Origin of the sequence: Amnibacterium setariae, from assembly GCF_003581425.1 — a bacterium.
GTDB classification, from domain to species: Bacteria; Actinomycetota; Actinomycetes; order Actinomycetales; family Microbacteriaceae; genus Amnibacterium; species Amnibacterium setariae.
This window is the reverse complement of record NZ_QXTG01000002.1, coordinates 453,639-477,736: the sequence shown is the minus strand read 5'-3', so window position 1 is coordinate 477,736 and position 24,098 is coordinate 453,639. Positions and strand designations below refer to the sequence as shown.

The following is a 24,098-nucleotide window of genomic DNA, read 5'->3' as shown; positions in this document are numbered from 1 at the left end:
GGCCCGCGATCAGGGCAGGAGGGCTGCGAGGTCCGGCGCGCCGGGCGCGGCGACCCGGACGGGCCCGCACCGCCGCAGGAGGGCGGTGAGCGCGGCGCGCTCCCGCGGGTCGACCGCGAGCCGCCACCGCGTCTTCACCGCGACCCACGCCCCGGCGTAGGTGCAGCGGCCCTGCGGCGGCAGCCACGTCGCCGGGTCCCGGTCGCCCTTGTCCTCGTTCACCGAGGCGGTGATCGCGACGAGGCTCCAGCGGTAGCCGACGTCGTTGCCGTAGGCGACGAGGCGGTCGCGGGACCAGCGGTCCGCGCCCGACCGCCACGCCTCCGCGAGCGGGACGAGGTGGTCGAGCGAGAACGCGTCCGGGTCCGTCGTGGTCCGGCCGTCGTACACGGACCGCCACGTGCCGGTGAGCCGGCAGCCGCGGCCGACCCGGAGCGGGCCGACGGCGTCGCGGACCAGCACCTCCCGCCGGGTCCAGCAGCCGTCGCCGTCCGGGTCGAACGGCCCGTCGCCGTAGCCGAAGGCGGCGCGGTCGTACCGCTGCGAGCGGTCCTCCGGCGCCGTGCGGAGCGCCGCCAGCAGCGTCGCCGCGTCGGCGATGCCCGCTGGGGCGAAGACCGTGGACCCGCTGGAGCGCTCCGAGGGCTGCGCGGTACCGACGGGCTCGCCCGGCTCCGCGCCGCAGCCGGCGAGCAGCAGCGCGCCGAGCAGCAGCACGGGCAGGACGCGGATCACCTCGACAGTGTGCCCGGGTTCCCGGATCCGGAGTTCCTGCGCGACACCCCGTCGGCAGGGGGCCGGCGCCGGCGTGTCGTCGAAGAAGTCCGGATCCGCGGAGGATCTCCGGATCCGCGAGCTCAGCGCTGACAGGAGGCGGCGGGGCGTGTGAGCGGCGCGTGAGCACCGTGTGAGCGACTGTCGGCATCGTCCTCGGCATGAACTCATCCGCAGTGCCCGCCATCGAGGCCGAGGGCCTCGTCAAGGTCTTCGGCGACAACCGCGCAGTCGACGGGGTCGACCTCGTCGTGCGGCAGGGCAGCGTCTACGGCGTGCTCGGGCCGAACGGCGCCGGCAAGACCACCACCATCTCCATGCTCGCCACCCTGCTGAAGCCCGACGGCGGCAGCGCCCGCGTCCTCGGCCGCGACGTCGTGAAGGAGGCGGCCGCGGTGCGCGCCCTCATCGGCGTCACCGGGCAGTACGCGTCCGTCGACGAGACGCTCTCGGCGACCGAGAACCTCGTCGTCTTTGGCCGGCTGCTCGGCCTTCCCGGCCGGCAGGCGCGGGCGAAGGCCGCCGACCTGCTCGAGCGGTTCTCCCTGACGGAGGCGGCGAAGCGCCCGCTCAAGAAGTTCTCGGGCGGCATGCGGCGGCGCCTCGACCTCGCGGCGAGCCTGATCGCCCAGCCGCCGCTGATCTTCCTCGACGAGCCGACGACGGGCCTCGACCCGCGCACCCGCGCGCAGATGTGGGACACGATCCGCGAGCTCGTCACGACCGGCTCGACGGTGCTGCTCACCACGCAGTACCTCGACGAGGCCGACCAGCTGGCCGACCGGATCGCGGTCATCGACCGCGGCCGGGTGGTCGCGGAGGGCACCTCGGACGACCTCAAGGCGTCCGTCGGCACCGCCTCCCTGCAGCTGCGGCTCGTCGACCCGCACGACCTCGCGGTCGCGGAGGCGCGGATCCGCGCCCGCGTCGGCGTGCAGCCCGTCGCGAGCGCCGAGCGCGCCTGGCTCACCGTCCCGCTGCAGGACCCGGAGCGGGTCACGGATCTGCTCGTGGACCTCCGCGACTCCGGCATCCGCCTCGCCGAGTTCGGCGTGCAGAAGCCCACCCTCGACGAGGTCTTCCTCGCCATCACCGGCCACGGGGCCGACCACGAGAACGCGGCCGCCGAGGCCGAGAAGGACGAGGTGATGGCATGACCGCCGTCGCGACCATCGCCGCTGCGCAGCCGCGCAACGGCGTCACCCGCATCGTGAGCCAGTCGCTGACGATGGCCTACCGGGGCCTGCTCAAGGTCCGCCGGACGCCCGAGCAGCTGTTCGACGTGACGCTGCAGCCGATCATCTTCACGGTGATGTTCGCCTACATCTTCGGCGGCGCCATCTCCGGCGACGTGACGAAGTACCTGGCGACCCTCATCCCCGGCATCCTCGTGCAGACCGTCATCACCGGCTCCGTCACGACCGGCGTGCAGCTGCGGGAGGACATGGACAAGGGCGTGTTCGACCGGTTCCGGTCCCTGCCGATCGCCCGCATCGCACCGCTCGCCGGCGCGCTGCTCGCCGACACCGTCCGCTACGCGATCGCGACCGCGATCACCTTCGTGGTCGGCGGCATCATGGGCTACCACCAGGTGTTCGACCACCTCGGCTGGACGGTCGCGGCGGGCCTGCTCGTCATCGTCGTCGCCTGGTCGCTCAGCTGGATCTTCGCGCTCTTCGGCATGCTGGCCCGCACCGCGGGCTCCGTGCAGGGCATCTCGTTCCTCGTGCTGTTCCCGCTGACGTTCCTCTCGAACGCCTTCGTGCCGACGGGGACGCTGCCCGAGCCGCTGAAGGTCTTCGCGGAGATCAACCCCGTCTCCCACCTCATCACCGCGGTGCGGACGATGGTGAACGACCAGCAGGTGACCGGCGACGTCTGGCTCTCGCTGCTCGGCGCCGCGGTCGTCGTCGCGGTGTTCGCGCCGCTCACCGTGCGGGCCTACATGCGGAAGGCCTAGTCCTCCGCCGGTCCGCGTCGCACCGCGGGTGATCGCAGCAGCGCGATCACCCGCGCTGCGGCGTCCGGCCCGGGCGGCTCGGCGGGCGCGATCCCGGCCAGGACGCGCGCGACGGAGGGCAGATCCCGCCGCGCGGCCAGCGCGGCGCCGAGCCGGAGCAGCTCCTGCGCCGCCTCCGCGTCGACGGGACGCAGCGCCGCCGCGAGGCCGACGAGCCCGGAGCCCGTGACGGGCGCGTCGATCCGCGCGTTCTGCAGCCGGGCGACCGCGATGAGGCGCGTGCGGAGCCGCCGGTACGGCCGGGCGAGCGAGGCGGCCGGGACGCCGAGCTCCACCTGCGCCGCGAGCGCCCCGCCGGCGGCGAGCAGCCGCCAGGGGGAGCCGGACCGCGCCTGGATCGCCAGCACCTCGTCCCAGCGGGCGAGCGCGAGGGGCGCGTCCCGTCGCACGGTCGCGACCTCCGCGAGCCCCGCGGCGGCGAGCACGCGGTTGTCCGCCTCGTCCTCCGCGCCGCCCCGGCCGCGGGACCCGGCGAGCCGCTCGAAGCCGCGCTCGGCCTCGTCCACCTCGCCGATCGACAGCCGGCAGGCGGCGACGAGCCACTCGAGCTGCCGCACGTCGGTCTCGACGCCGAGCTCCTCGATCTCCCGCCGCGTGCGGAGCGCCACCGCGAGCGCGGCGGCGTGCTCGCCCCGCTGGCTGCGGAGCGACGCGATGTTGATGCGGCCGAGGTAGCGGAGCCAGGTGTAGCCGTGCCGCGTCGTGAGAGCGTCCATCGCGGCCAGGTCGACGAGCGCCGCGTCGAGCCGACCGGCGTTCTCGGCGAGCTGCGAGCGCATCGTGAGCGCGAACGCGGCGACGAGCGGGTCGGGGTCGGCGGCGAGGGCGTCGAGCGCGCCGACGCCGGCGGTGAAGCCGGGGGCCAGCAGGAGCTCGCGCGCGAACACCGTCCAGAACCCCGGCGGCGCGTCGCCGTGCCGCACCAGGCGGCGGAGCAGCGCGAGCGCGCGCACCGCCTCGGGGCTCGACGCGATGAGCGCGACCGAGGTGCCGATGGCGAGGGCCCGGATCGTCTCGGACACGGCCTCGGGCGATGCCGGCGGCACCCGACCGGCCTCGAGCAGGGCGGGGAGCACGCCGGCGATCGGCTCGAACTCCCCGCGGTAGAGCCACGACTCGGCGAGCAGGGCGAGCGCCGCGACGGCCGCCTCGGTGCGCGCGTCCCGCCGGACGAGCGCGAGCAGCGTCTCCTCCTCCTCGGCGACCGCACCGGCGGCCCGGGGGTCGATGCCGGCGAGCAGCCCGGGCGAGGTCGCGCGCGCGAAGCGGAGGGCCCAGGCGTCGAAGCGCGCGAGGGCGTCGGCGAGCCGGCCGGAGTCCCGCAGCTCGCGCAGCCCGTACTCGCGGACGGTCTCGAGCATGCGGTACCGGCTGCGGCCCGGCCGCGCCTCGGCGACGGTGAGCAGCGACTGGTCCACGAGCTCGGTGAGCAGCTCGGCGGCGTCGGTCTGCAGGACGGCGTCGGCCGCCGACGCGGTGAAGCCGTCCGGGAACACGGCGAGCGCGGCGAGCGCCTCGGCGGCGGCGGGGGAGAGCAGCCGGCGGCTCCACTCGATCACCGCGAGCAGCGTGCGGTGCCGGTCGGGCGCGGTGCGGTCGCCGCCGACGAGCACCGCGAAGCGGTCGGCGAGCCGGGCGTCGAGCTCGGGCAGGGCCATCGACCGCAGCCGCGCGGCCGCCAGCTCGATCGCGAGCGGGAGCCCGTCGAGGCGGGAGCAGATCCGCTCGACGAGCTCGCGGTCGAGCGCCACCCCGGGCCGCGCGGCCGTCGCGCGCTCGACGAACAGCGCGGCCGCGTCGGTCGCGGCGGCGAGGGGCCGCGGCGCGACGACGGCCTCGCCGGGCAGCAGGAGCGGCACGCGGCTGGTCGTGAGCACGGTGAGCCCCGGCACCGCGCCGAGCAGGTCGGCGGCGAGCGCGGCGGCCGCGTCGACGACGTGCTCGCAGTTGTCGAGCACGAGCAGCGTCCGCCGGGCGCCGAGCACCTCCCGCGTCCGCGTGGGGAGGTCGGGCGGCAGCGCCTCGGCCAGGCGGCGGGCGCGCTGGACCGGGCGCGCACCGACCGCGGCGCCGACCACGAGCTCGACGTCGCCGTCGCCCTGGGCGCCCGCGAGCTCGGTGAACACGACGCGCTCGTACCGATCGGCGAGCCGCAGGGCGGTCTCGTGCGCGAGCCGGGTCTTGCCGAGCCCGCCGGTGCCGACGATGGAGGTGAGCCGGTGGGCCGGCACGGTCGCCTCGAGGCGCGCGAGGTCGGCCTCCCGCCCGAGCAGCGGCGTGGTCGCGGCCCGGACGCCGACGAGCTCGCCGGTCGCCGGCGCCGCCTGGGCGCGGAGGAGCTCCGCGTTCAGCCGGACGAGGTCGGGCTCCGGGTCGGCGCCGAGGGCGTCGGCGAGGCGCTCGCGGTGGGCCGCGAACGCGGCGAGCGCGGCGTCCACGCGCCCGTCGTCCGCCGCGGCGCGCATGAGCAGCGCGGTCGCGGCGCCGTCGAGCGGCGCGGCCTCGACCAGGCGCTCGAGCAGCGGCAGCGCGTCCGCCGCCCGCCCGTCGTCGAGCAGCCGTCGCCCGGCCAGGCGGAGCAGGCGGGAGCGGGCCCGGGCCGCCCGCACGACGAGGTCGTCGGCGAGCGCGTCCGGCTCCAGGTCCGCGCCGGGCTCGCCGGTCCACAGCGCGAGCGCCGCCTCGGCGTCGGCCGCGCCCGCCGCCTCGGCGAGCGCGAGGTCCGACCCGGCGACCCGGTACCCGGTCGGGGTGGACTCGAGGAGGCCCTCCGCCGCGGATGCCCGGAGGCGGGAGACGAGCATCTGGATCGCGGCCCTCGGGTTCCGCGGCGGCTCCTCCGACCAGAGGTCGTCGGTGAGCCCGGTGACGCTCCGCCCCTCCGGGCCGGCCAGAGCGAGGGCGACGAGGAGCCGGCGCGGCATGGCGCCGGCGGGCGCGCTGTCGCCGCCGGCCCGGTCGGTGCACCGGACGGGCCCGAGCACCCGAACCAGCGGCCGATCCGTCACTCCGCGAGGCTAGCGGCGCGTCATGACGCCCAGGCCGCGTCCGCGTCCGCCGCCGCGTGCTCGTGCTGGTGCTCCTCCGCGGGGTCGATGAAGAAGTTGTCGCGGAACAGCCCGTCCGGGTCGAACCGCCGCTTCAGCCCGCGGAGGCGCGCCAGATGCGCCGGCGGGAAGGCGCGGGCGACGACCTCCGGACCGGTGTCCGACTCGAAGCTGAGGTACATCCCGTCCATCAGCGGCAGCAGCTCGCGCCAGCGCGCGTCGAAGTCCGTGCCGGGGCTGCCGAAGGCGGCCACGTTGAAGCCCGCGGAGCGGCCCGCGTAGGCGGTCGCGTCCGCCGGCACGTCCGCGACGGCGCCGCCGAGGGCGCGCAGCGAGAAGAAGTACGACGACCCCGAGTCGATCAGCGTCGCGAGCGCGCGGGCGACCACGGGGGAGAGGTGGTCGACGTTCCCGGAGTGGGAGCGCGGCTCGCCCCGCCCCTGCTGCGGCGCGTCGCTGACCATCGCCCGCATCAGCCCGTCGTAGGTCGTGAGCGCGACCGACGAGTCGACGAGCGGCGCGATCGCGGCGAACGGCTGCAGCCGCTCGAGTACCGTGTCCGGGTCGTCGTGGTCGACGACGAGCATCGCCTGCGCGCTGCGGCCGCCCCGGCCCAGGACGATCTCGCCGGTGACGCTGCGGTCGGCCGCCTCCATCGCCGCGCCCCAGCCCTCGAGGAACGCCGCGGTGTCCGGGACGTCGAACGCGAGCTGCGCGAACGCGACGGTGCCGACCCGCGCGGCCGCGAACTCGAACGCGACGGCGACGCCGAAGTTCGCGCCGGCCCCGCGCATCGCCCAGAACAGGTCCGGGTGCTGCGTCGCGGTGGCGCGGACGACGGAGCCGTCCGCGAGCACGACCTCGACGGCGCGGAGGTGGTCGATGGTCAGCCCGTGCTCGCGCGCGAACCAGCCCACGCCGCCGGCCGTCGCGAGGCCGCCGACGCCGACGCCGCCGTAGTCCCCGCTCGTGATCGCGAGCCCGAGGGGCGCGAGCGCCTCCGCGACCTCGACCCAGCGCGCGCCCGGCCCGATGCGCACGAGCCCGGCCGCCTCGTCGAGCACCTCGATGGAGCGCAGGGCGCCCACGTCGATGACGAGGCCGTCGTGGTTCAGCGACCTGCCGGAGAGCCCGTGGCCCGCGCTGAAGATCCCGAGCGGCAGGTCCCGGTGCCGGCCGGCGAACCGCACCGCCGCCTGCACCTCCGCGACGTCCTGGGGGCGGAGGACCAGGCCCGGCGCCCCGCCGCGCAGGTAGCTCGACGTGTAGCGCGCGTAGCCCTGGTCGCCGGGCTCCACCGCGGTCTCGGCGAGGCCGTCGGGCAGGCCGTCGTACTCGATGCCCGGGCGGCGCTTCGCGAGGGCGACCGCGCCCCGGGCGCGGCCCGTCGTCGTGCCGCGCTCGGCCCGGGCGGCGCCGACCTGCTCGCGGACCGCCGGCGCGACCTCCGCGGCGAAGCGCTCGAGGGTCGCCGCGTCGTCCGCCGGCAGGATGAAGGTGCTGATCCCGTCCTCGAGCGCGAGGGCGACGAGCTCGTCGACGCCCGTGTCCGCGCCGATGTTGAGCAGCCGGACGACCTCGCGCGGGTCGCGGCCGGCGGCCGATGCCGCTCCATCGATGATCGCGTGGCCGCGGGCGAGGTCGCCGGGCTGCAGCCAGGGCAGCGAGGGGAGCCAGCCATCGCCCTTCGTGCCGATCAGCCGCAGCATCCGCGGGCCCCGGGCGCCGACCCAGATCGGGATCGCGTGGGCGGGCGCCGGGCCGCGCTTCGCGCCGTCGACGCGGTGGAGGTCGCCGCCCGCGCGCAGCACGGACCGGTCCGCGGTGTCCCAGCGGCCGCGGATCACGTCGATCGCCTCGGACAGCGCGGTCACGCTCTCGCCCGCGGTGAGCCGCGGCAGGCCCATCGCCGCGATCGCGTCCCAGAACCCGCCGGCGCCGAGGCCGAGCTCCACCCGCCCGGCCGAGAGCAGGTCGAGGCTCGCCGCCGAGCTCGCGAGCACGGAGGGGATGCGCAGCGGCACGTTCAGCACGTTGCCCGAGAGGTGGATGCGCTCCGTGCGCGCGGCGACCCAGGACAGCAGCGTCCACGTGTCGAGGAAGGCCGGCTGGTACGGGTGGTCCTGGAACGTGACGAGGTCGAGGCCCACCTCCTCGCTGCGCACCGCGAGGTCGACGACCCGCTGCGGCGCCGTCGCCGACGGCGTGATGAAGGATCCGAAGCGGAGGGGGTGCCCGTAGTCGACCATGCCCGCCAGCATCGGCGGGGGCCGGACGTGCGTCAACGACCCGGTAAGTCGCTTACGATGGAGAAGTGACCGAGGCGAGCCGCACCCTGACCGGATGGGAGACCGTCGACGACGAGCAGTGCCGTCGGGCGACGTCGATCGTGGAGCTCGTCGGGCGGCGGTGGAGCAGCGGGATCATGCTCGCGCTCTCGCGCGGCGCGACGCGCTTCAGCGAGATCGTCGCGACGGTCGACGGGCTGTCCGACCGGATGCTCGCGGTCCGGCTGAAGGAGCTCGAGCACGGCGGCCTGATCGACCGGATCGTGGAGCCGACCACGCCGGTGACCGTCCGGTACCGGCTCTCGGCGCGGGGCCGCGACCTGCTCGCGTCCCTCCAGCCCCTGCAGGCGTACGGACAGCGCTGGGAGCCCTGATCCGGGCGCTCGGTGGTGGTCTCGAGGCTCGCTGCGCTCGCACCTCGACCAGCGGGTCTCTCCACGGTGGTCGAGCCGGGCGCCCCGCGCCCGTGCCGAGACCACTGCGCGCGCGGGTGCGGCGCGCTTCAGCCCTCGCGGGCCGCGGCGAACTGCGCCTCGTAGAGGCGCGCGTAGGCGCCGTCCGCGGCGAGCAGCGCCTCGTGCGTGCCCTGCTCGACGATGTCGCCGTGCTCCATGACGAGGATCAGGTCCGCATCGCGGATGGTGGACAGCCGGTGCGCGATGACGAAGCTCGTCCGGTCGCGCCGGAGGGCGCTCATCGCCTGCTGCACGAGCAGCTCGGTCCTCGTGTCGACCGAGCTCGTCGCCTCGTCGAGGATCAGCACGGACGGCCGCGCCAGGAAGGCGCGGGCGATGGTGATCAGCTGCTTCTCGCCGGCGGACACGTTGCCGCCCTCGTCGTCGAGCAGGGTGTCGTAGCCGTCGGGGAGCGCGTGCACGAAGCGGTCGACGTACGCGGCGCGCGCGGCCGCCTGGATCTCGTCCTCCGTCGCCCCGGGGCGCCCGTACGCGATGTTGTCGCGGATTGTGCCCGCGAACAGCCAGGTGTCCTGCAGCACCATGCCCATCCGCGACCGGAGGGCCGAGCGGGCCATGTCCGCGACGTCGACGCCGTCGAGCGTGATCCGGCCTCCGTCGACCTCGTAGAACCGCTCCATCAGCCCGACGAGCGTCGTCTTGCCCGCGCCGGTGGGGCCGACGATCGCGATCGTGCTGCCCGGCTCGGCGACGAGCGAGAGGTCGCGGATGAGCGGCTTCTCCGGGTCGTACGAGAACGCCACGTGCTCGAACGCGAGCCGCCCGGCCGGGTGCTCCGGCACGACCGCGGGTGACGGGTCGCTCGACTGCTCCTCCGCGTCGAGCAGGTCGAAGACCCGCTCGGCGGAGGCGACGCCGGACTGCAGCAGGTTCGCCATCGACCCGAGCTGGCTGAGCGGCTGGGTGAACTGCCGCGAGTACTGGATGAACGCCTGCACGCCGCCGAGGGACAGCGACCCGCCCGCGACGAGCACGCCGCCGACGACCGCGACGACGACGTACACGAGGTTCCCGATGAACATCGTCGCCGGCATGATCAGGCCGCTGACGAACTGGGCGCCGAAGGAGGCGCGGTACAGCTCCTCGTTCTTCGCCTGGAACCGTTCCGCGACCTCGCGCTGCCGGCTGAAGACCTTCACCAGCGCGTGCCCGCTGTAGGCCTCCTCGATCTGCGCGTTCAGGGCCCCGGTGCTCGTCCACTGCTGCACGAACAGCGGCTGCGACCGCTTCGCGATCCGGGTCGTGACGAGCACCGTCAACGGCACGGTGACCAGCGCGACGACCGCGAGCACCGGCGAGATGACGAACATCATGACCAGCACGCCGATCACGGTGAGCACCGAGTTCACGGCCTGGCTCAGCGTCTGCTGCAGCGACTGCTGCACGTTGTCGAGGTCGTTCGTCACGCGGCTCAGCAGCTCGCCGCGCTGCACCCGGTCGAAGTAGGCGAGCGGCAGGCGGTGCAGCTTCGCCTCCGCGTCCGCCCGCAGGCGGAACACGGTCCGCTGCGTGATCGCGTTCAGCAGGAAGCCCTGGAGGAACGAGAAGAGCGACGCGACGACGTAGAGCCCGAGCACGAGCATCAGCAGCATGGCGAGGGCGCCGAAGTCGACGCCCTGCCCGGGGTCGATCGGCAGCGGCCGGAGGAGGTCGGCGCGCGCCCCGTCGCCCTGCCGCTCGAGCTGCGCGAGGACCTCCGCCTTCGTCGCGCCCGCCGGCAGGTCCTTCGACAGCACGCCGGCGAAGACGAGGTTCGTCGCCTCGCCGAGCAGCCGCGGCCCGAGCACCGTCAGCACGACGCTGATCACGCCGAGCACGAGCACGACGGCGACGCCGACCCGCTCGGGCGCGAGGCGGCCGAGCAGCCGCTTCGCGGACGGGCCGAACCGCATCGCCTTCTCGGCCGGCATGCCCATGCCCATGCCGCCGGGTCCGCCGCGGCGGGCACCGGGCGGCGCGACGCTGCGCTGCGCCACCGCGGGCTGCGACCGGCCGCCGCTCATGCGGACGCCTCCTGCGCGGCGAGCTGGCTGGTGACGATCTCGGCGTACTCGGGCGAGGTGCGCAGCAGCTCCTCGTGCGTCCCCGTCGCGACGACCCGGCCCGCCTCGAGGACGACGATGCGATCGGCGCCCGTGATCGTGGAGATGCGCTGCGCGACGACGATGCGCGTCGCGTCGGCGAAGTCGCGGTCGAGGGCCGCGCGGAGGCGGGCGTCCGTCCCCGTGTCGAGGGCGGAGAACGCGTCGTCGAAGACGAGGATCGGCGGCCGCTTCACGAGCGCCCGCGCGATCGCGAGCCGTTGCCGCTGCCCGCCGGACACGTTCGTGCCGCCCTGCGCGATCGGCGCCTCCAGCCCCTCCGGCATCGCGCGCACGAAGTCCTCCGCCTGCGCCGTCGCCAGCGCGGCCCACAGCTGCTCGTCGGTCGCGTCCGGGTCGCCGTAGCGGAGGTTGGACGCGACCGTGCCGCTGAACAGGAACGCGCGCTGCGGGACGAGGCCGATGCGGGACCACAGCAGCTCGGGGTCGAGCTCCCGGACGTCGGTGCCGTCGACGAGCACGGCGCCGCCGGTCGCGTCGAAGAGACGGGGGAGCAGGTTCACGAGCGTCGTCTTGCCCGCCCCGGTGCTGCCGATGATCGCGACCGTCTCGCCCGGTCGGGCGCGCAGCGAGACCTCGTGGAGGACCGGCTGCTCGGCGCCGGGGTAGGCGAAGGTCGCACCGCGCAGCTCGACCGTGCCGTCGGCCGCGGCGGTCGGCTGCGGCGCCTCGGGCGGGAGCACGCTCGAGGCGGTCTCGAGCACCTCGCCGATCCGCTTCGCGGACACGTTCGCGCGGGGCAGGATCACCGCGAGGAACGTGGCCAGCATCACCGCCATGAGGATCTGGACGAGGTAGCTGAGGAACGCGGTCAGCTGCCCGACCTGCAGGCTGCCGTCGTCGATCCGGAACGCGCCGAACCAGATCACCGCGACGCTCGAGACGTTGAGCACGAGCATCACGAACGGGAACATCACCGCGAACCAGCGGCCGGCCCGGACCGCGGTCTCGGTGACCGCGAGGTTCGCCTCCTCGAACCGCGCCGTCTCGACGGGCTCGCGCACGAAGGCGCGGATGACGCGGATGCCGGTGAGCTGCTCGCGGAGGACGCGGTTGACGCCGTCGATCCGCACCTGCATCAGCTCGAACTGCGGCGACATCCGGGAGATGACGAGCCCCACGCCGAGCAGCAGGACCGGCACCGCGACGACGACGATCCAGGACAGCCCGACGTCCTCCCGCAGCGCGAAGACGATGCCGCCGATCGCGAGGATGGGCGTCGCGACGAGCATCGTGCAGGTCATCAGCACGAGCATCTGCACCTGCTGCACGTCGTTCGTGGTGCGGGTGATCAGCGACGGGGCGCCGAACCGGGCGACCTCCCGCTCGGAGAACGCGCCGACCCGGTCGAACACCGCGAGCCGCACGTCCCGCCCGAACGCCATGGCGGCCCGCGAGCCGAACCAGACCGCGACGACGGAGCACGCGATCTGCACGAGCGTGACGATCAGCATGACGAGGCCGACCCGGAGGATCGTGCCCGTGTCGCCCTTCGCGACGCCCTCGTCGATGATCGTCGCGTTGAGGCTCGGCAGCGCGAGCGAGGCGATCGACTGGCCGGCCTGGAAGACGACGACGCCGACGAGCAGCCACCGGTAGGGCCGCAGGCGGGTCACGAGCAGCCGGCCGAGCACCGGCACACGGTAGGCCCGGCCGCGGACGCGCGGCAAGGGCGCGCGGCGGGCCGCCCCGAGACCGGCGGGGCGCTGCGGACCTACGCGCGCAGGTCGCTCGCCGCGAGCAGGAGCCGCACGGCCTCCTCGTCGGACCAGCCGGAGGCGACGAGCCACGGCCAGTCGCCCCAGAGGCGCGGGTCGAACGCGCGGATGACGTGGGCCGGCCACCGCGGGTCGGGCGCGTTGTCCGGGTGCCCCGGGTGGTCGATCGCCGGCATCGCGTCGAGGGCGCGGTGGAGGCGGTCGTAGAGCGCGGGCGTGAAGCCGGCCTCCTCGGCCTCGCGGGCGCGGTCCGCCCACTCGACGAGCGCCGCGGGGCGCCCCTCCTGCAGCGCGGTGCTGAGCAGCCACATCGCGGAGGCGCCCGGCCAGGTCGGCCAGTGCATCCGCAGGACCCGGGTCCAGGCCACCGCGCGCTCGCGGGTGAAGCCCCGCCAGAGCTGCTGCTGCTGGTCGCCCCGCTGATCCGCGATGTCGGTCATCCGGTCCTCCACGTCGCCCACGGCACCCGCCGCCGGACGGCAGCGTGCCAGCGCCGCCCGACGATCCGCCGAACGCCGCGCCCGGTCGGTCGAGCCGGTCAGTCCAGCGGGTCGAGGCGCAGCGTGGCCGTCCAGGCGTCCGGGGAGACGACCGGGTCGACGTAGGCGCGCGGGTACCGGTCGTACTTGGCGTGGTACGCGGCGTCGACGTCGGCGTGGTCGCCGGGGTCCACCCCGGTGAACCGCACGTCCTGCACGACGCCGCCCGCGTCGATGCGACCCTCGCCCGCAGCCGCCGCGCGGCGGAACCAGCCGTTGTCGCGGCCGTGCGCGGACCGCACGAACAGCTCGTCGCCGCTCCGCACCGCCCAGATGGTGACCCAGGGGCGCAGGGTGCCGTCCTCGCGGCGGGAGGAGATGCGCAGCTCGTCGGCGGCGCCGACCGCCTCGAGCTCCTGCGGGGTCCAGCTCATCGGGCGATCTCGATGACCGCCCGGCCCCGGCCGTGGCCGGTCTCGCTGACGCGCTGCGCCTCCGGCGTCTGCTCGATCGGGTACGTCTCCTCGACGATCATCCGCAGCCGCCCGTCGGCCATCAGCGCCGCGGCCTCGCGGAGCGCCGCGGGCTTGTCGCCGCCGCCGAAGGTGACCTTCGCGCCGTGCTCCGTCGCGGACGCGTCGGCGATGCTCACGACGCGCGCCGGGTCGCCGGTGAGCGCGATCAGCTCGGGGATCACGCCCGCGCCGGACAGGTCCGCCGCCACGTCCACCTCCGCGACCGCGAGGTCGCGGACGCGGTCGACCCAGCCCTCGTCGTACGTCGTCGCGAGCGCGCCGAGCGCCTCCACGTACTCCTGGTTCGCGGCGCTCGCCGTGCCGATCACGATGAGGCCCCGGGCGCGCGCGATCTGGATCAGCGCCGTGCCGACGCCGCCCGCGGCGCCGGAGACGACGAGCGTGTCGCCCTCCTGCGCACCGACCGCGTCGAGCACGCGGACCGCGGTGTCCACCGGCACGGGCGCGGCGGCCCCCTCGTCGAACGGCACGTGGTCGGGCAGCACCGCCCAGGCGGTGAGGACCGCGTGCTCGGCGACGGTGTCGATGCCGGAGCCGAAGACGCGGATGCCGACCTCGACGCCGGTCACGCCCTCGCCGACCTCGTCGACGACCCCCGCCGCGTCGAGGCCGGTGCCGCGCGGGCCCTCGATCGGGCCCTTCGCCATCAGGCCGCGGCGCCGCTTCGAGTCGGCCGCGTTCACCCCGGCGGCGTGCACCCGGATGCGGATCCGGCCGGGGCCGGCGTGCGGCTCCTCGACGTCCGTGATCTCGAGGACCTCCGGCCCTCCGAACTGCTCGAACACCACTGCACGCATGCCGACATCCTGCCGCGAGCGGGCTGGACGCGGCGCAGCGCGTCGCACGGGCGCCGGCGCCGCGGCACGCCAGGCTGCCGGCATGGCGGCGCGCCGATGAGCAGCATCACGGACGACCGCGCGGCGGGCGCCGTGCTCGGCGCGGCGTGCGGCGCGGCCCTCGCGGCCGGTGGCGGAGGCGGTCCCGACGCCGCGGACCAGGGGGCGTTCTGGACGCTGCTCCCGGTGCTGCTCGCCGCCGCGGCGGGGGAGCCGCTGTCGAACGAGTCCACGCAGGACCGGATCGTCGAGTCGTGGACCCGTACCGGCCTCCTCCCGGACCCGGCGGGCGCCGCGAGGCCGACCGCGGCCGCCGCCCGCACGGCCGCCCGGCGACGCGCGGACGGTCCCGGCGGCGCGGGCGCGCTCGTCCGCACGGCGCCCGTCGCGCTGCCGTTCGTCGCGAGCGCCGCGACGGGAGGCCTCGCCCGGACCGCCGCGCAGCTCGCGGCGCTCACCGACGCCGACCCCGCGACCGCGGACGCGTGCGTGCTCCTCGCGGGCGCCCTGCACGCGACCCTCCGGACCGGCGCGCCCGCCGCCCTGCCGCTCGAGCTGCTGCCCGAGGAGCGCCGCGACGCCTGGCGGACCGCCGCCGACCCCGGCCCCGGGCCCTCGCCGGACGGCGCCGCGGCCGTGCTCCTGGCCGCGCAGGCCGCGACCACGGCCGTGCCGGTGCCCGAGGACCTCCCGGGGCGGCACCTCCGGCTCGCCCTCGAGGCCGCCGCGGACCACGGGCCGGCCGTCGCGGCGGTGGCCGGCGCGCTGCTCGGCGCCCGCTGGGGCTCGTCCGCCGTCCCCGCGCCCTGGCGGCGCCACCTGCTCGACGGGACCGGGCCAGGCGCCGGCCCGGGAGCCGCGGACCTCGTCCGCGCCGCGGTGCTCGCCGCGAACGGCGGGCTCGGCGACGGCACCGGGTGGCCCGCGGTCGACCGGGTGCGCCCCTCCGGACCGCGCGTGCTCGTGCCGCACCCGCACGACGACGGGGTGCTGCTCGGCTCGCTGGCCGCGCTCGACGACCTGCCGCCCGACGTCGACGCCGTCGTCTCGCTCTGCCGGGTCGGGCGACGCCAGGTGGACCGCGAGCGGACGGACCGCGAGCAGGTCGCGTTCTGGCTCGTCGACCGGCCGGGGCGCAACCCGAACCTCGACCTCGTGCTCCGCGACGCCGCCGACGCGGTCGCGGCGCTCCGCGCGGAGGGCCGCCGGGTCCTCGTGCACTGCGCGGAGGGGCGCAGCCGCACGCCGGCCGTCGGCGCCCTCTACGCCGCGCTGCACCTCGGCGTCCCCGCGCAGGCCGCCCTCGACGAGGTCGTCGCGGCGCTCCCCGACGCGGCGCCGGCCCCGTTCCTGCAGGAGGCGGTGCTCCGGATCGGCGCGGCGGCCGCCCCGCCCCGCCCGCTCGTCGTCGTCGACCTCGACACGGCCGTGCTCGACCTCGCGAGCGGCACCGCACGGCTGCCGGAGGCGGCGCGGCGCGACTTCGCGGGTCGGCTCACGGCGGCGCCCGGCGTCGTCGCGCTCGCCGACCCGCAGCCCGGCGCGGTCGAGGCGGTCCGTCGGCTCGCCGACGAGGCGGACCTCCACCTGCTCGTCGCGCCGGCCGTCGGCTCCGCCGGCCTGCAGCACCGGATCGAGTGGCTGCAGCGCTGGTTCGGGATCGACGCCCCCGTCGTCGACCGGCTCGTGCTCGCCCCGCCAGCGCTGCTCGACCGCGGCGCGGTGCTCGTCGGGGCGCCGGCCGGCGCGGAGGGCTTCCCCGGGGAGGTCCTGCCGCCGAGCGGCTGGAGCACGCTGCTCGACCGCCTCCTCGCTCCCGGGCGCACCGGGCGCCGCCCGCCGCCCGGAGCCGGCCCCCGGTCGCGCGAGCGCGTCGCCGGGCGCGCGGCCCTCGCCGGCTGGCTGCTCGAGGCGCTCCGCGCCGGCGGCGGGTCCGGCACGGTCGTGCAGGTCGCCGCCGACGTGTGGACCCGGCACGAGCCCGAGCTCCGCCGCGCCGGCGACCTCCTCCACACCTGGCAGCACGACCTCCGCCGCGTCGCCGCGCGGCTGCGCGAGGAGGGCCGCCTCGCCCCGTCGACCGACGCCGACCCGGGGGTGTGGCGGCTGCCACGCTGAGCCCGTGGCCGTGGCCGTGGCCGTGCCCTGGCCGCCCGGCCGCGGCCCGACCGCTACCGTGCCGGGCGTGGTCCCCGCGGTGCGCGTCGAGCTGCCGGGACCCCTCGACCCCGCGGTCGTCTTCCGTGCGCTCGCGGCACGGCACCCCGACCTCGTCTGGGCGGACGGCGCCGCGGGGGAGCCCGGCTTCATCGGCCTCCCGGACGGGCCGCCCGTCGTCGTCGTCGTCGTTGGGACCGCGTCCCCGAGCGCCCTCGACGCCCTGCTCGACCGGCTGCGGACCGGGTCGCCGCGCGGCGTCGCCTCGCCGCGGCTCGGCTGGTGGGGGTGGTTCGGGTACGAGGTCGGCGCTGCCGCGGAGGACGTCCCGGTCGCGGCGGACGCCTCGCCGGCTGCCGCCTTCCTGCTCGCGTCGGTCGGCGTCGAGCTCGCCGCGGACGGCGCCGCGGCCGTCGTCGCGCTGCCCGGACGCGAGGCCGCCGCGCACGCGCTGGCCGCGGCGCTCGCACCGCTCGCCGGCGCCCCGGCGCCGGAGCCGCGCACGCCGGCGCCGCCGGCCTGGCGCTGGCGGCACGACCGCACGTCCTACCTGCGGATGGTCGAGGACTGCCGCCGGGCGATCACCGCCGGGGACGCGTACCAGCTCTGCCTCACGAACCGGATCACCGCCGACCTCCCCGAGCCGCTCGACCCGGTCGAGGTCCTGCTCGCCCTGCGCGACGCGGCGCCCCTCGCCGGGGCGGGCGTCCTGCGGATCAGCGGGTGGACGCTCGTCGCGGCGAGCCCCGAGACCCTGCTCGCCGTCGACGCCGACGGCGCGGCCCGGAGCCGGCCCATCAAGGGCACGCGGCCGCGCGGCGACGACGCCGCGGCCGACCGGGCGCTCGCCGAGGAGCTTCGGACGGACGAGAAGGAGCGCGCCGAGAACGTGATGATCGTCGACCTCGTCCGCAACGACCTCGCCCGCGTCGCGCGGACCGGCTCGGTCGCGGTGCCCGAGCTGCTCGTCGTGGAGTCGTACGCGACCGTGCACCAGCTCGTGTCCACCGTCACGGCGCAGCTGGCCGGCGGGCCGTCCGCCCGCTTCGACGCCGTCCGCGCGCTGCTGCCCGCCGGGTCGATGACCGGGGCGCCGAAGCGCTCCGCCATGCGGATCCTCGCCGACCTCGAGGCCGGGCCGCGCGGCGTCTACTCGGGCGCGTGGGGCCGGTTCGGCGCGGACGGCACGGCGCACCTCGCCGTCGTGATCCGCAGCGTGCTGCTGCACGGCCGCACCGCGGTGATCGGCACCGGCGGCGGGATCACGATCCTCTCCGACCCCGCCCGCGAGTGGCGGGAGCTCGAGGTGAAGGCCGCCCGCGTGCTGCGGGCGATCGGCGTGCGGGACCCCTTCCCCGCGCCCTGAGGCTCACGCCCCGCGCCGCAGCACCGCGGCAGCGGCGGTCCCGACCCCCGCGAGGAGGACCGCCGCGGCCGCGAGCGTCCACCCGTCCGGCGCGAGCAGGGGCTGCCCGCGCAGCGCCTGCGCGGTGACGAGGACCAGCACCCCGCCGTACGCGGCGCCGGCGACGGTCAGCAGGCGGGTGCGGGTGCGAGCCCCGAGCCCCGGGACGCGGAGCAGGAGGAAGGCGAGGATCGGCAGCACCTGCAGCGCGTGCAGGCCGACGAAGTGGCCGATCCGCAGGTCGCCGTGCTCGGTGCTCCAGCCCGTGATCGGCAGGCCGGGCCCGCCGTCGACGCCGCCGACCGTGTGCCCGCCGCCGTCGCTCCAGCCGAAGTTGACGGTCATCAGCACCGCCTCCGTCATCCCGAGCAGCGTGACGAGCAGGCCCCATCGCATCCCGGCGGCGATCGTCCGGTCGACGCCGGGAGCGCGCAGCACGAGCACCGCGCCGACCGCCGTCGCGAGGAGCACGGTGCTGATCACGCCGCCCATCGAGCCGTACAGCGCGACGTCGAAGGCGCTGCCGGTGTTGAAGTGGCTCGTCGTGCCGCGGACGACCTGCAGCGCGATGGCCACGAGCTCGAACGACAGGCCGACCAGCAGCACCGCCGCGATCGCGGTCAGCAGCCGGCGGTGCCCGCGGACGACGCCGAGCATCCAGCGCAGCGCGACGAGGTAGAGCGCCGTCGAGACGCCGAACTTCGCCGGCTTCAGCCATGCGGGCGCGCCGCCGATCGACCGCGGGTCGACGACGAGGCCGACGAGCGCGACCGCGAGCGACACGAGCGCCACGGCGAGCGCCGCGGTGAGCAGCGCCCGGTGGAGCGGCGGCCGGCCGGCGACGGGCGGGACGATCGGGAGGGCGGGGGAGAGCACCGGAGCGGTCATGGATCGAGCGTCCGCCGCGCAGCCCCGCTGCGGCATCGTCCCGCGGGGCGGGCCGCCTCGGCCCGCGGGACGAGGCGACCGGCCCGCCGATGCGGGATCCTCGTCGCATGTCCGCCCCCGCCGACCGCGCCGCCTCCGCCGACCGCGTCGATCGTGGCGGCCGGGCCGCCGTCGACACCGCGACGACGGACCGCATCTACGCCGGCGTCGCGGCGATCGCCGCCGCGCTCGCGCTCGTCGAGTCGCCGCGGCCGCCCTGGGCGATCGCGCTGATCCTGCTCGCGCTGGCCCCCTGGGTCGCGGTCGTGCTCCGCCGGGAGCCGCCCGCGTGGCTGTTCGTGGCGCTCGCGGTCCTGCCGGTGGTGCCGGTGGTGCTCGCCGCGGACGTCGGCGTCGTCGTCTTCATGACGACCGCGGCGGCGAGCCGGTTCGCGAGCCGCACGGACGACCTCCGACTCGTGGTCGGGGTGACCGTCGCCGTCGCGCTGATCCCGTTCCTGCCCGGCCTGGTCGTCGGGCGGCAGCCGAACGGCGGCGGCTACTTCGCGTTCGGCGACGTCTTCGGCGTGCTCGTCGGCGTGCTGCTGCGCCGGACGAACCGTCTCGCGGCCCGGCTCCGGGAGGCGGACGCGGACCTCGCCGCGGCGCGGGTGCGGGACGAGCGGCAGCGGATCGCCCGGGACGTGCACGACCTCGTCGCCCACTCGCTGACGGTGGTCGTGCTGCACGTCGGCGGCGCGCGCCGCGTGCTCCGGATCGACCCGGCCGCCGCCGAGTCGGCGCTCGCGGACGCCGAGCGGGTGTGCCGGGAGAGCCTCGACGGCATCCGCGGCGTCGTCGGGCTGCTCAGCGAGCAGGACCCCCGCCCCGGCGTCTCCCTCGACCTCGGCGAGCTCGTCGACGCCTACCGCGCCGCGGGCGTCGCGGTCGCGCTGCACGTCGACGGCGACCCGGCCGCCCTGCCGCTCGCCGCCCGCGTCGTGCTCTTCCGCGTCGTGCAGGAGGCGCTCGCGAACGCGGCCCGCTACGCGCCGCCGGGGTCGACGGTCGAGGTCGCCGTCGCGGCCGGCGCGGAGGAGGCCTCCGCGCGGGTCGCCAACCCGCGAGGCCCCGCCCGGGCCCCGTCCGCGGGCGGCTTCGGCCTCGCCGGGCTGCGCGAGCAGGTCGCCGCGGTGGGCGGCGCGCTGACGAGCGGCCCCGCGGGCGAGCGCTGGGTCGTCGAGGGCCGCCTGCCCCTGCGCGCCGCGGTCGCGGGCGCATGAGCGCCCTGCGGGTCGTGGTCGCGGACGACCAGGCGATGGTGCGCTCCGGGCTCTCCCTCGTGCTCGGCGCGGAGCCCGACATCGTCGTCGTCGCGCAGTGCGCCGACGGCGCCGCGGCCGTCGTCGCGGCGGAGCGGTTCGCGCCCGACCTCGTGCTGATGGACGTCCGCATGCCCGGCACCGACGGACCGACCGCCACCCGCCGCCTCCGCGGCACCCCGGGCGCCCCGCCGGTCCTCGCGCTCACGACCTTCGACGACGACGAGGTGCTCTGGGCCGCGCTCGACGCGGGCGCGGAGGGGTTCGTGCTGAAGGACAGCCCGGCCGAGTCGCTCGTGCTCGCCGTCCGCGCGGTCGCGGCGGGCGGCTCGTGGATCGACCCGCGCGTGCTGCCGCGGGTGCTCGCCCGGGCTCGCAGCGCCGCCGGCCGGCCCGGCGCGGCCCCGCTCGAGCGGCTCACGCCGCGCGAGACGGAGGTGCTGACGCGGATGTGCCGCGGCGCGACGAACGGGGAGATCGCCGACGAGCTCGCCATGGGGGAGCGGACGGTGAAGTCGCACGTCTCGGCGATCCTCGCGAAGCTCGGCGCGCGGGACCGGATCGGCGCCGTCGTCGCCGCGCTCGACGCGGGCGTCGACCGCTGACGCGCGGCCCGGCGGCGATACTGAGGTCCCGGTCTCCGTCGATCGGGCGGCCCCGTGCCGCTGCTCCGATCGACGGGAGACCCCGTGCCCCAGCCCGCCCGCGCGCTCGACGCGCTGCGCTCGCCCCGCCTGCTGACCCGGGAGGCGCTGGCCGGCGTCGTCACCGTGCTCGCGCTCGTACCCGAGGTGATCTCGTTCTCGGTCGTCGCCGGGGTCGATCCCCGCACGAGCCTCGTCGCCTCCGTCGTGCTGCTCGCCGTGACCACGGTGCTCGGCGGCCGGCCCGCGATGGTGACGGCCGCGGCGGGCTCCGTCGCGCTCGTCATCGCGCCGCTCGTGCACGCGCACGGCGCGGCCTACGTGCTGCCGGCCGTGGTGCTCGGCGGCCTCGTGCAGATCCTGTTCGGCGTGCTCGGCCTGGCCCGGCTGCTCCGGTTCGTGCCGCGGAGCGTGATGCTCGGGTTCGTGAACGCCCTCGGCGTCCTGATCTTCGCGGCGCAGGTGCCGCACCTGATCGGCGTCCCGTGGGTCGCGTACCCGCTGTTCGCGCTGACGCTCGCCGTGGTCCTCCTGCTGCCGCGGTTCACGACCGCGGTGCCGGCGGCCCTCGTTGCGATCGTGGTGGTCACCGCGATCGCGGTGGTGGCCGGGCTCGACGTGCCGTCGGTCGGCGACGAGGGCCGCGTCGGCGGCGCGCTGCCCGGCATCACCCCGCTCACCGTGCCCCTCGATGCGACGACGCTCGGCATCGTCTGGCCGACGGCGCTCAGCGTCGCCTTCGTCGGTCTGCTCGAGAGCCTGCTGACCGCGAAGCTCGTCGACCGCATCACGGACACCCCGTCGCGGAAGAACCGGGAGTCGTGGGGGCTCGGCGTCGCGAACGTCGGCGCCGCGCTCTGGGGCGGGATCGGCGGCTGCGCGATGATCGGCCAGACGATGGTGAACGTGAAGGCGGGCGGCGGGAGGACCCGCCTCTCGACCGGCGTCGCGGCCGTCTTCCTGCTCGGCCTGCTGACCGTGCTCGGCCCGGTGCTGGCGATCATCCCGATGGTCGCGCTCGCCGCCGTGATGATGGTCGTCGCCGTCACGACGGTCGACTGGCACAGCGTCCGCCCCGCGACCCTGCGGCGCATGCCGCTGCCCGAGACCGCGGTCCTCGTGGTCACCGTCGCCGTCGTCCTGGTGACCGGCAACCTCGCCGTCGGCGTGGGCGTCGGCGTGCTGCTCGCGATGGTGCTGTTCGCCCGCCGGGTCGCGCACGTGACGACCGTCGACCGCCGGGTGGTGGACGGCGTGGCGCGCTACGACGTCCGCGGCCCGCTGTTCTTCGGCAGCAGCAACGACCTGATCGACCGGTTCGCCTACGCCGACGACCCCGCCGAGACCGTCGTGGACCTCACCCACGCGCAGGTCTGGGACGCCTCCACCGTCGCGGCGCTCGACGCCGTCGAGCAGCGCTACGCCGACCACGGGCGCGCGGTGCGTTTCGAGGGGCTCGACGAGCGGAGCACGGCCTTCCACGCCCGGCTCACCGGCCGGCTCGGCGCCTGAGCCGATCGGTCGCCGGGCGCTACGGTGACCCCATGAGCCGCGGCGCCCGCATCCTCCTGCTGGTCCTCGGCCTCGTCGCGCTCGTCACCGGCGGGGTCTGGATCGGCCAGGGCGCGAACCTGATCCCCGGCAGCTTCATGACCGGCGACCGGACCTGGCTCGCGATCGGGCTGGTCGTCGCCGTCGTCGGTGTCGTGCTGATCGCCGCCGCGCTGCGCCGCGGGCGCCGCCCGACCCGCTGATCGGCGCACCCGCCCAGGCGGCCGCGCCTAGCGTGCCCCGGTGACCACCGCGACCGAGATCCACCTCGCGGCCCGCCCGACCGGCTGGCCCTCGCACGACGACTTCCGCACCGTCGAGCGGGGCCTGCCCGACCCGGGACCCGGCGAGGTCCGGGTGCGGAACGAGCTGATGTCGGTCGACCCGTACATGCGCGGGCGGATGAACGCGGGCCGCAGCTACGTGCCGCCCTTCGAGCTCGGGGAGGCGCTGACCGGCGCCGCGCTCGGCCGGGTCGTCGCGAGCCGCGCCGACGGGATCGCGGAGGGCGACCTCGTGCAGCACGAGCTCGGCTGGCGCGACCTCGCACAGGGCCCGGCCGCCGCCTTCCGCCGGGTGCAGGAGCTGCCGGGCGTGCCCGCCTCCGCGCACCTCGGCGTCCTCGGCGGGACGGGCTTCGCCGCCTGGGTCGGACTGACCGACATCGCGGCGCTGCAGGCGGGCGAGACCGTCTTCGTGTCGGGCGCCGCCGGGGCGGTCGGCTCCGCCGCGGGGCAGATCGCGCGGCTGAAGGGCGCCGCCCGCACCATCGGGTCCGCCGGCGGCCCCGAGAAGGCGCGGCTGCTGACGGAGCGCTACGGCTTCGACGTCGGCCTCGACTACCGGGCGGCGCCGATCCGCGAGCAGCTCGTCGCTGCGACCGGCACCGAGCAGGGCGAGGGCATCGACGTCTGCTTCGACAACGTCGGCGGGGACCACCTGGAGGCGGCGCTCGAGGTGTTCAACGACGGGGGACGGGCTGCGCTCTGCGGCGCGATCACCTCGTACAACGAGGAGGGCCGCTCGCCCGGGCCGGACAACCTCTGGCACGTGATCACCCGCGGGCTGACGCTGAAGGGCTGGACGAGCCCCTCCTACCGGCACCGCTGGCCCGCCTTCGTCGAGGAGGTAGGGCCCTGGGTGCGGGACGGCCGCATCGTCGCCGACGAGACGGTCCGCGAGGGCCTCGGGAACGCGGTGGACGCCTTCCTCGACCTGATGCGCGGCGGCAACACCGGGAAGATGCTCGTCCGCCTCTGACCGGCTCGGCGTTCATGCTCTTCGCGGATTAGTCGTGCGAGACTGATCGCATGTCGTCCATCCGCGTGTTTGTGCTCGGCGCGCTCGCGGAGCGCGGTCCGATGCACGGCCACCAGCTGCGGCTGCTCGCCGAGCAGGAGCACGTGCACATGTGGACCGACTTCCACGTCGGCGGCATCTACGGGGCCCTGAAGCGCCTGCTCGCGGAGGGCCTCGTCGACGCCGTCCGCACCGAGCGCGAGGGCGCCCGGCCCGAGCGCCAGATCGTCGAGATCACGGACGAGGGCCGTGCCGCCCTGGACCGGCTCCGCCTCGAGACGATCACCGACTTCTCGCTCCGGCCCGACCCGTTCGACCTCGCGTTCGCCCGGGTCGGCAAGGAGCTCGTGCACGAGCTGCCCGCGCTGCTCGCCGAGCGGCGCGCCGCCGTCGCCGCGGCCGCCCGGGAGCACGCGGAACGGCTCGAGCACGTCGACCAGTACCTGTCCGTCGCCGAGCAGCACGTGATGCGCCACCAGACCCACCGCTTGGACGCGGAGCTGGCCTGGCTCGACACGGTGCTCGCCGATCTGCCCGCCATCGTCCACGACGAGCTCACCCGAGAGGCCGACTGACC

The 24,098-nt window shown here is 76.4% G+C and carries 20 protein-coding genes; 11 read left to right on the top strand and 9 right to left on the bottom strand.

The window, feature by feature from the left end; genetic code table 11:
• Window positions 1–9 precede the first annotated feature (9 nt).
• Window positions 10–735 (bottom strand): DUF1524 domain-containing protein, encoded by a 726-nt coding sequence (locus tag D1781_RS10265; protein ID WP_119482212.1) that lies wholly within the window; start codon window positions 733–735, stop codon window positions 10–12.
• Between the two features lie 200 nt (window positions 736–935).
• Between D1781_RS10265 and D1781_RS10260 the strand changes: the two genes are divergently transcribed.
• Window positions 936–1,931, top strand: a complete 996-nt coding sequence (locus tag D1781_RS10260; protein ID WP_119482211.1) for an ATP-binding cassette domain-containing protein — start codon at window positions 936–938, stop codon at window positions 1,929–1,931.
• Window positions 1,928–2,734, top strand: coding sequence for an ABC transporter permease (locus D1781_RS10255; RefSeq protein ID WP_119482210.1), 807 nt, complete (start codon window positions 1,928–1,930; stop codon window positions 2,732–2,734). The genes D1781_RS10260 and D1781_RS10255 overlap by 4 nt, the downstream gene beginning before the upstream one ends.
• On the opposite strand, the gene D1781_RS10250 is transcribed toward D1781_RS10255, so the two are convergent.
• Both D1781_RS10250 and D1781_RS10245 read right to left on the bottom strand, forming a co-directional pair.
• Window positions 2,731–5,802, bottom strand: coding sequence for an ATP-binding protein (locus D1781_RS10250; protein ID WP_147392071.1), 3,072 nt, complete (start codon window positions 5,800–5,802; stop codon window positions 2,731–2,733). The genes D1781_RS10255 and D1781_RS10250 overlap by 4 nt on opposite strands.
• A 20-nt stretch (window positions 5,803–5,822) precedes the next feature.
• Window positions 5,823–8,090, bottom strand: coding sequence for an LLM class flavin-dependent oxidoreductase (locus D1781_RS10245; protein WP_119482208.1), 2,268 nt, complete (start codon window positions 8,088–8,090; stop codon window positions 5,823–5,825).
• A gap of 65 nt (window positions 8,091–8,155) precedes the next feature.
• Here D1781_RS10245 and D1781_RS10240 point away from each other — a divergent pair, with 65 nt between their 5' ends.
• Window positions 8,156–8,503 (top strand): winged helix-turn-helix transcriptional regulator, encoded by a 348-nt coding sequence (locus D1781_RS10240; RefSeq protein WP_233551255.1) that lies wholly within the window; start codon window positions 8,156–8,158, stop codon window positions 8,501–8,503.
• 128 nt (window positions 8,504–8,631) lie between these two features.
• Here D1781_RS10240 and D1781_RS10235 read toward each other — a convergent pair whose 3' ends face one another.
• The 5 genes from D1781_RS10235 to D1781_RS10215 all read right to left on the bottom strand — a co-directional run bounded on the left by D1781_RS10235 (window position 8,632) and on the right by D1781_RS10215 (window position 14,237).
• Window positions 8,632–10,608, bottom strand: coding sequence for an ABC transporter ATP-binding protein (locus tag D1781_RS10235; RefSeq protein WP_119482207.1), 1,977 nt, complete (start codon window positions 10,606–10,608; stop codon window positions 8,632–8,634).
• The gene (locus D1781_RS10230) at window positions 10,605–12,341 is read right to left on the bottom strand and encodes an ABC transporter ATP-binding protein (protein ID WP_119482206.1); all 1,737 of its coding nucleotides are present in this window, start codon (window positions 12,339–12,341) and stop codon (window positions 10,605–10,607) included. Before D1781_RS10230 ends, D1781_RS10235 begins: the two co-directional genes overlap by 4 nt.
• Window positions 12,342–12,421: 80 nt before the next feature.
• Window positions 12,422–12,865, bottom strand: coding sequence for a hypothetical protein (locus tag D1781_RS10225; protein ID WP_147392070.1), 444 nt, complete (start codon window positions 12,863–12,865; stop codon window positions 12,422–12,424).
• A 98-nt stretch (window positions 12,866–12,963) separates the two neighbouring features.
• On the bottom strand, window positions 12,964–13,338 hold the full coding sequence (locus tag D1781_RS10220) for a DUF2255 family protein (protein ID WP_119482204.1): 375 nt from the start codon (window positions 13,336–13,338) through the stop codon (window positions 12,964–12,966).
• Entirely contained in the window at window positions 13,335–14,237 is a 903-nt protein-coding gene (locus tag D1781_RS10215; protein WP_119482203.1) for an NADP-dependent oxidoreductase, read from the bottom strand. Before D1781_RS10215 ends, D1781_RS10220 begins: the two co-directional genes overlap by 4 nt.
• 96 nt (window positions 14,238–14,333) lie before the next feature.
• Between D1781_RS10215 and D1781_RS10210 the strand changes: the two genes are divergently transcribed.
• Both D1781_RS10210 and D1781_RS10205 read left to right on the top strand, forming a co-directional pair.
• Window positions 14,334–16,394, top strand: coding sequence for an ADP-ribosylglycohydrolase family protein (locus D1781_RS10210; RefSeq protein ID WP_119482202.1), 2,061 nt, complete (start codon window positions 14,334–14,336; stop codon window positions 16,392–16,394).
• A gap of 4 nt (window positions 16,395–16,398) precedes the next feature.
• A complete protein-coding gene (locus D1781_RS10205) occupies window positions 16,399–17,799 on the top strand; it encodes an anthranilate synthase component I family protein (RefSeq protein WP_233551253.1) in 1,401 nt (466 codons plus the stop codon).
• A 3-nt stretch (window positions 17,800–17,802) separates the two neighbouring features.
• Here the strand turns inward: D1781_RS10205 and D1781_RS10200 are convergent, their stop codons facing one another.
• Window positions 17,803–18,726: a hypothetical protein gene (locus D1781_RS10200; protein WP_119482201.1), complete on the bottom strand. Its 924-nt coding sequence runs from the start codon at window positions 18,724–18,726 to the stop codon at window positions 17,803–17,805.
• A 107-nt stretch (window positions 18,727–18,833) separates the two neighbouring features.
• Between D1781_RS10200 and D1781_RS10195 the strand changes: the two genes are divergently transcribed.
• The 6 genes from D1781_RS10195 (at window position 18,834) to D1781_RS10170 (ending at window position 24,096) form a co-directional block, all read left to right on the top strand.
• Window positions 18,834–19,988, top strand: coding sequence for a sensor histidine kinase (locus tag D1781_RS10195; RefSeq protein ID WP_158590064.1), 1,155 nt, complete (start codon window positions 18,834–18,836; stop codon window positions 19,986–19,988).
• Window positions 19,985–20,632, top strand: coding sequence for a response regulator (locus tag D1781_RS10190; RefSeq protein ID WP_119482199.1), 648 nt, complete (start codon window positions 19,985–19,987; stop codon window positions 20,630–20,632). Before D1781_RS10195 ends, D1781_RS10190 begins: the two co-directional genes overlap by 4 nt.
• A gap of 84 nt (window positions 20,633–20,716) precedes the next feature.
• Window positions 20,717–22,183 (top strand): SulP family inorganic anion transporter, encoded by a 1,467-nt coding sequence (locus D1781_RS10185; RefSeq protein WP_233551251.1) that lies wholly within the window; start codon window positions 20,717–20,719, stop codon window positions 22,181–22,183.
• A 32-nt stretch (window positions 22,184–22,215) separates the two neighbouring features.
• On the top strand, window positions 22,216–22,425 hold the full coding sequence (locus D1781_RS10180) for a hypothetical protein (RefSeq protein ID WP_119482197.1): 210 nt from the start codon (window positions 22,216–22,218) through the stop codon (window positions 22,423–22,425).
• Between the two features lie 40 nt (window positions 22,426–22,465).
• Window positions 22,466–23,482 (top strand): NADP-dependent oxidoreductase, encoded by a 1,017-nt coding sequence (locus tag D1781_RS10175; protein ID WP_119482196.1) that lies wholly within the window; start codon window positions 22,466–22,468, stop codon window positions 23,480–23,482.
• A gap of 50 nt (window positions 23,483–23,532) precedes the next feature.
• Window positions 23,533–24,096, top strand: a complete 564-nt coding sequence (locus D1781_RS10170) for a PadR family transcriptional regulator (protein ID WP_119482195.1) — start codon at window positions 23,533–23,535, stop codon at window positions 24,094–24,096.
• Window positions 24,097–24,098: the final 2 nt, after the last annotated feature.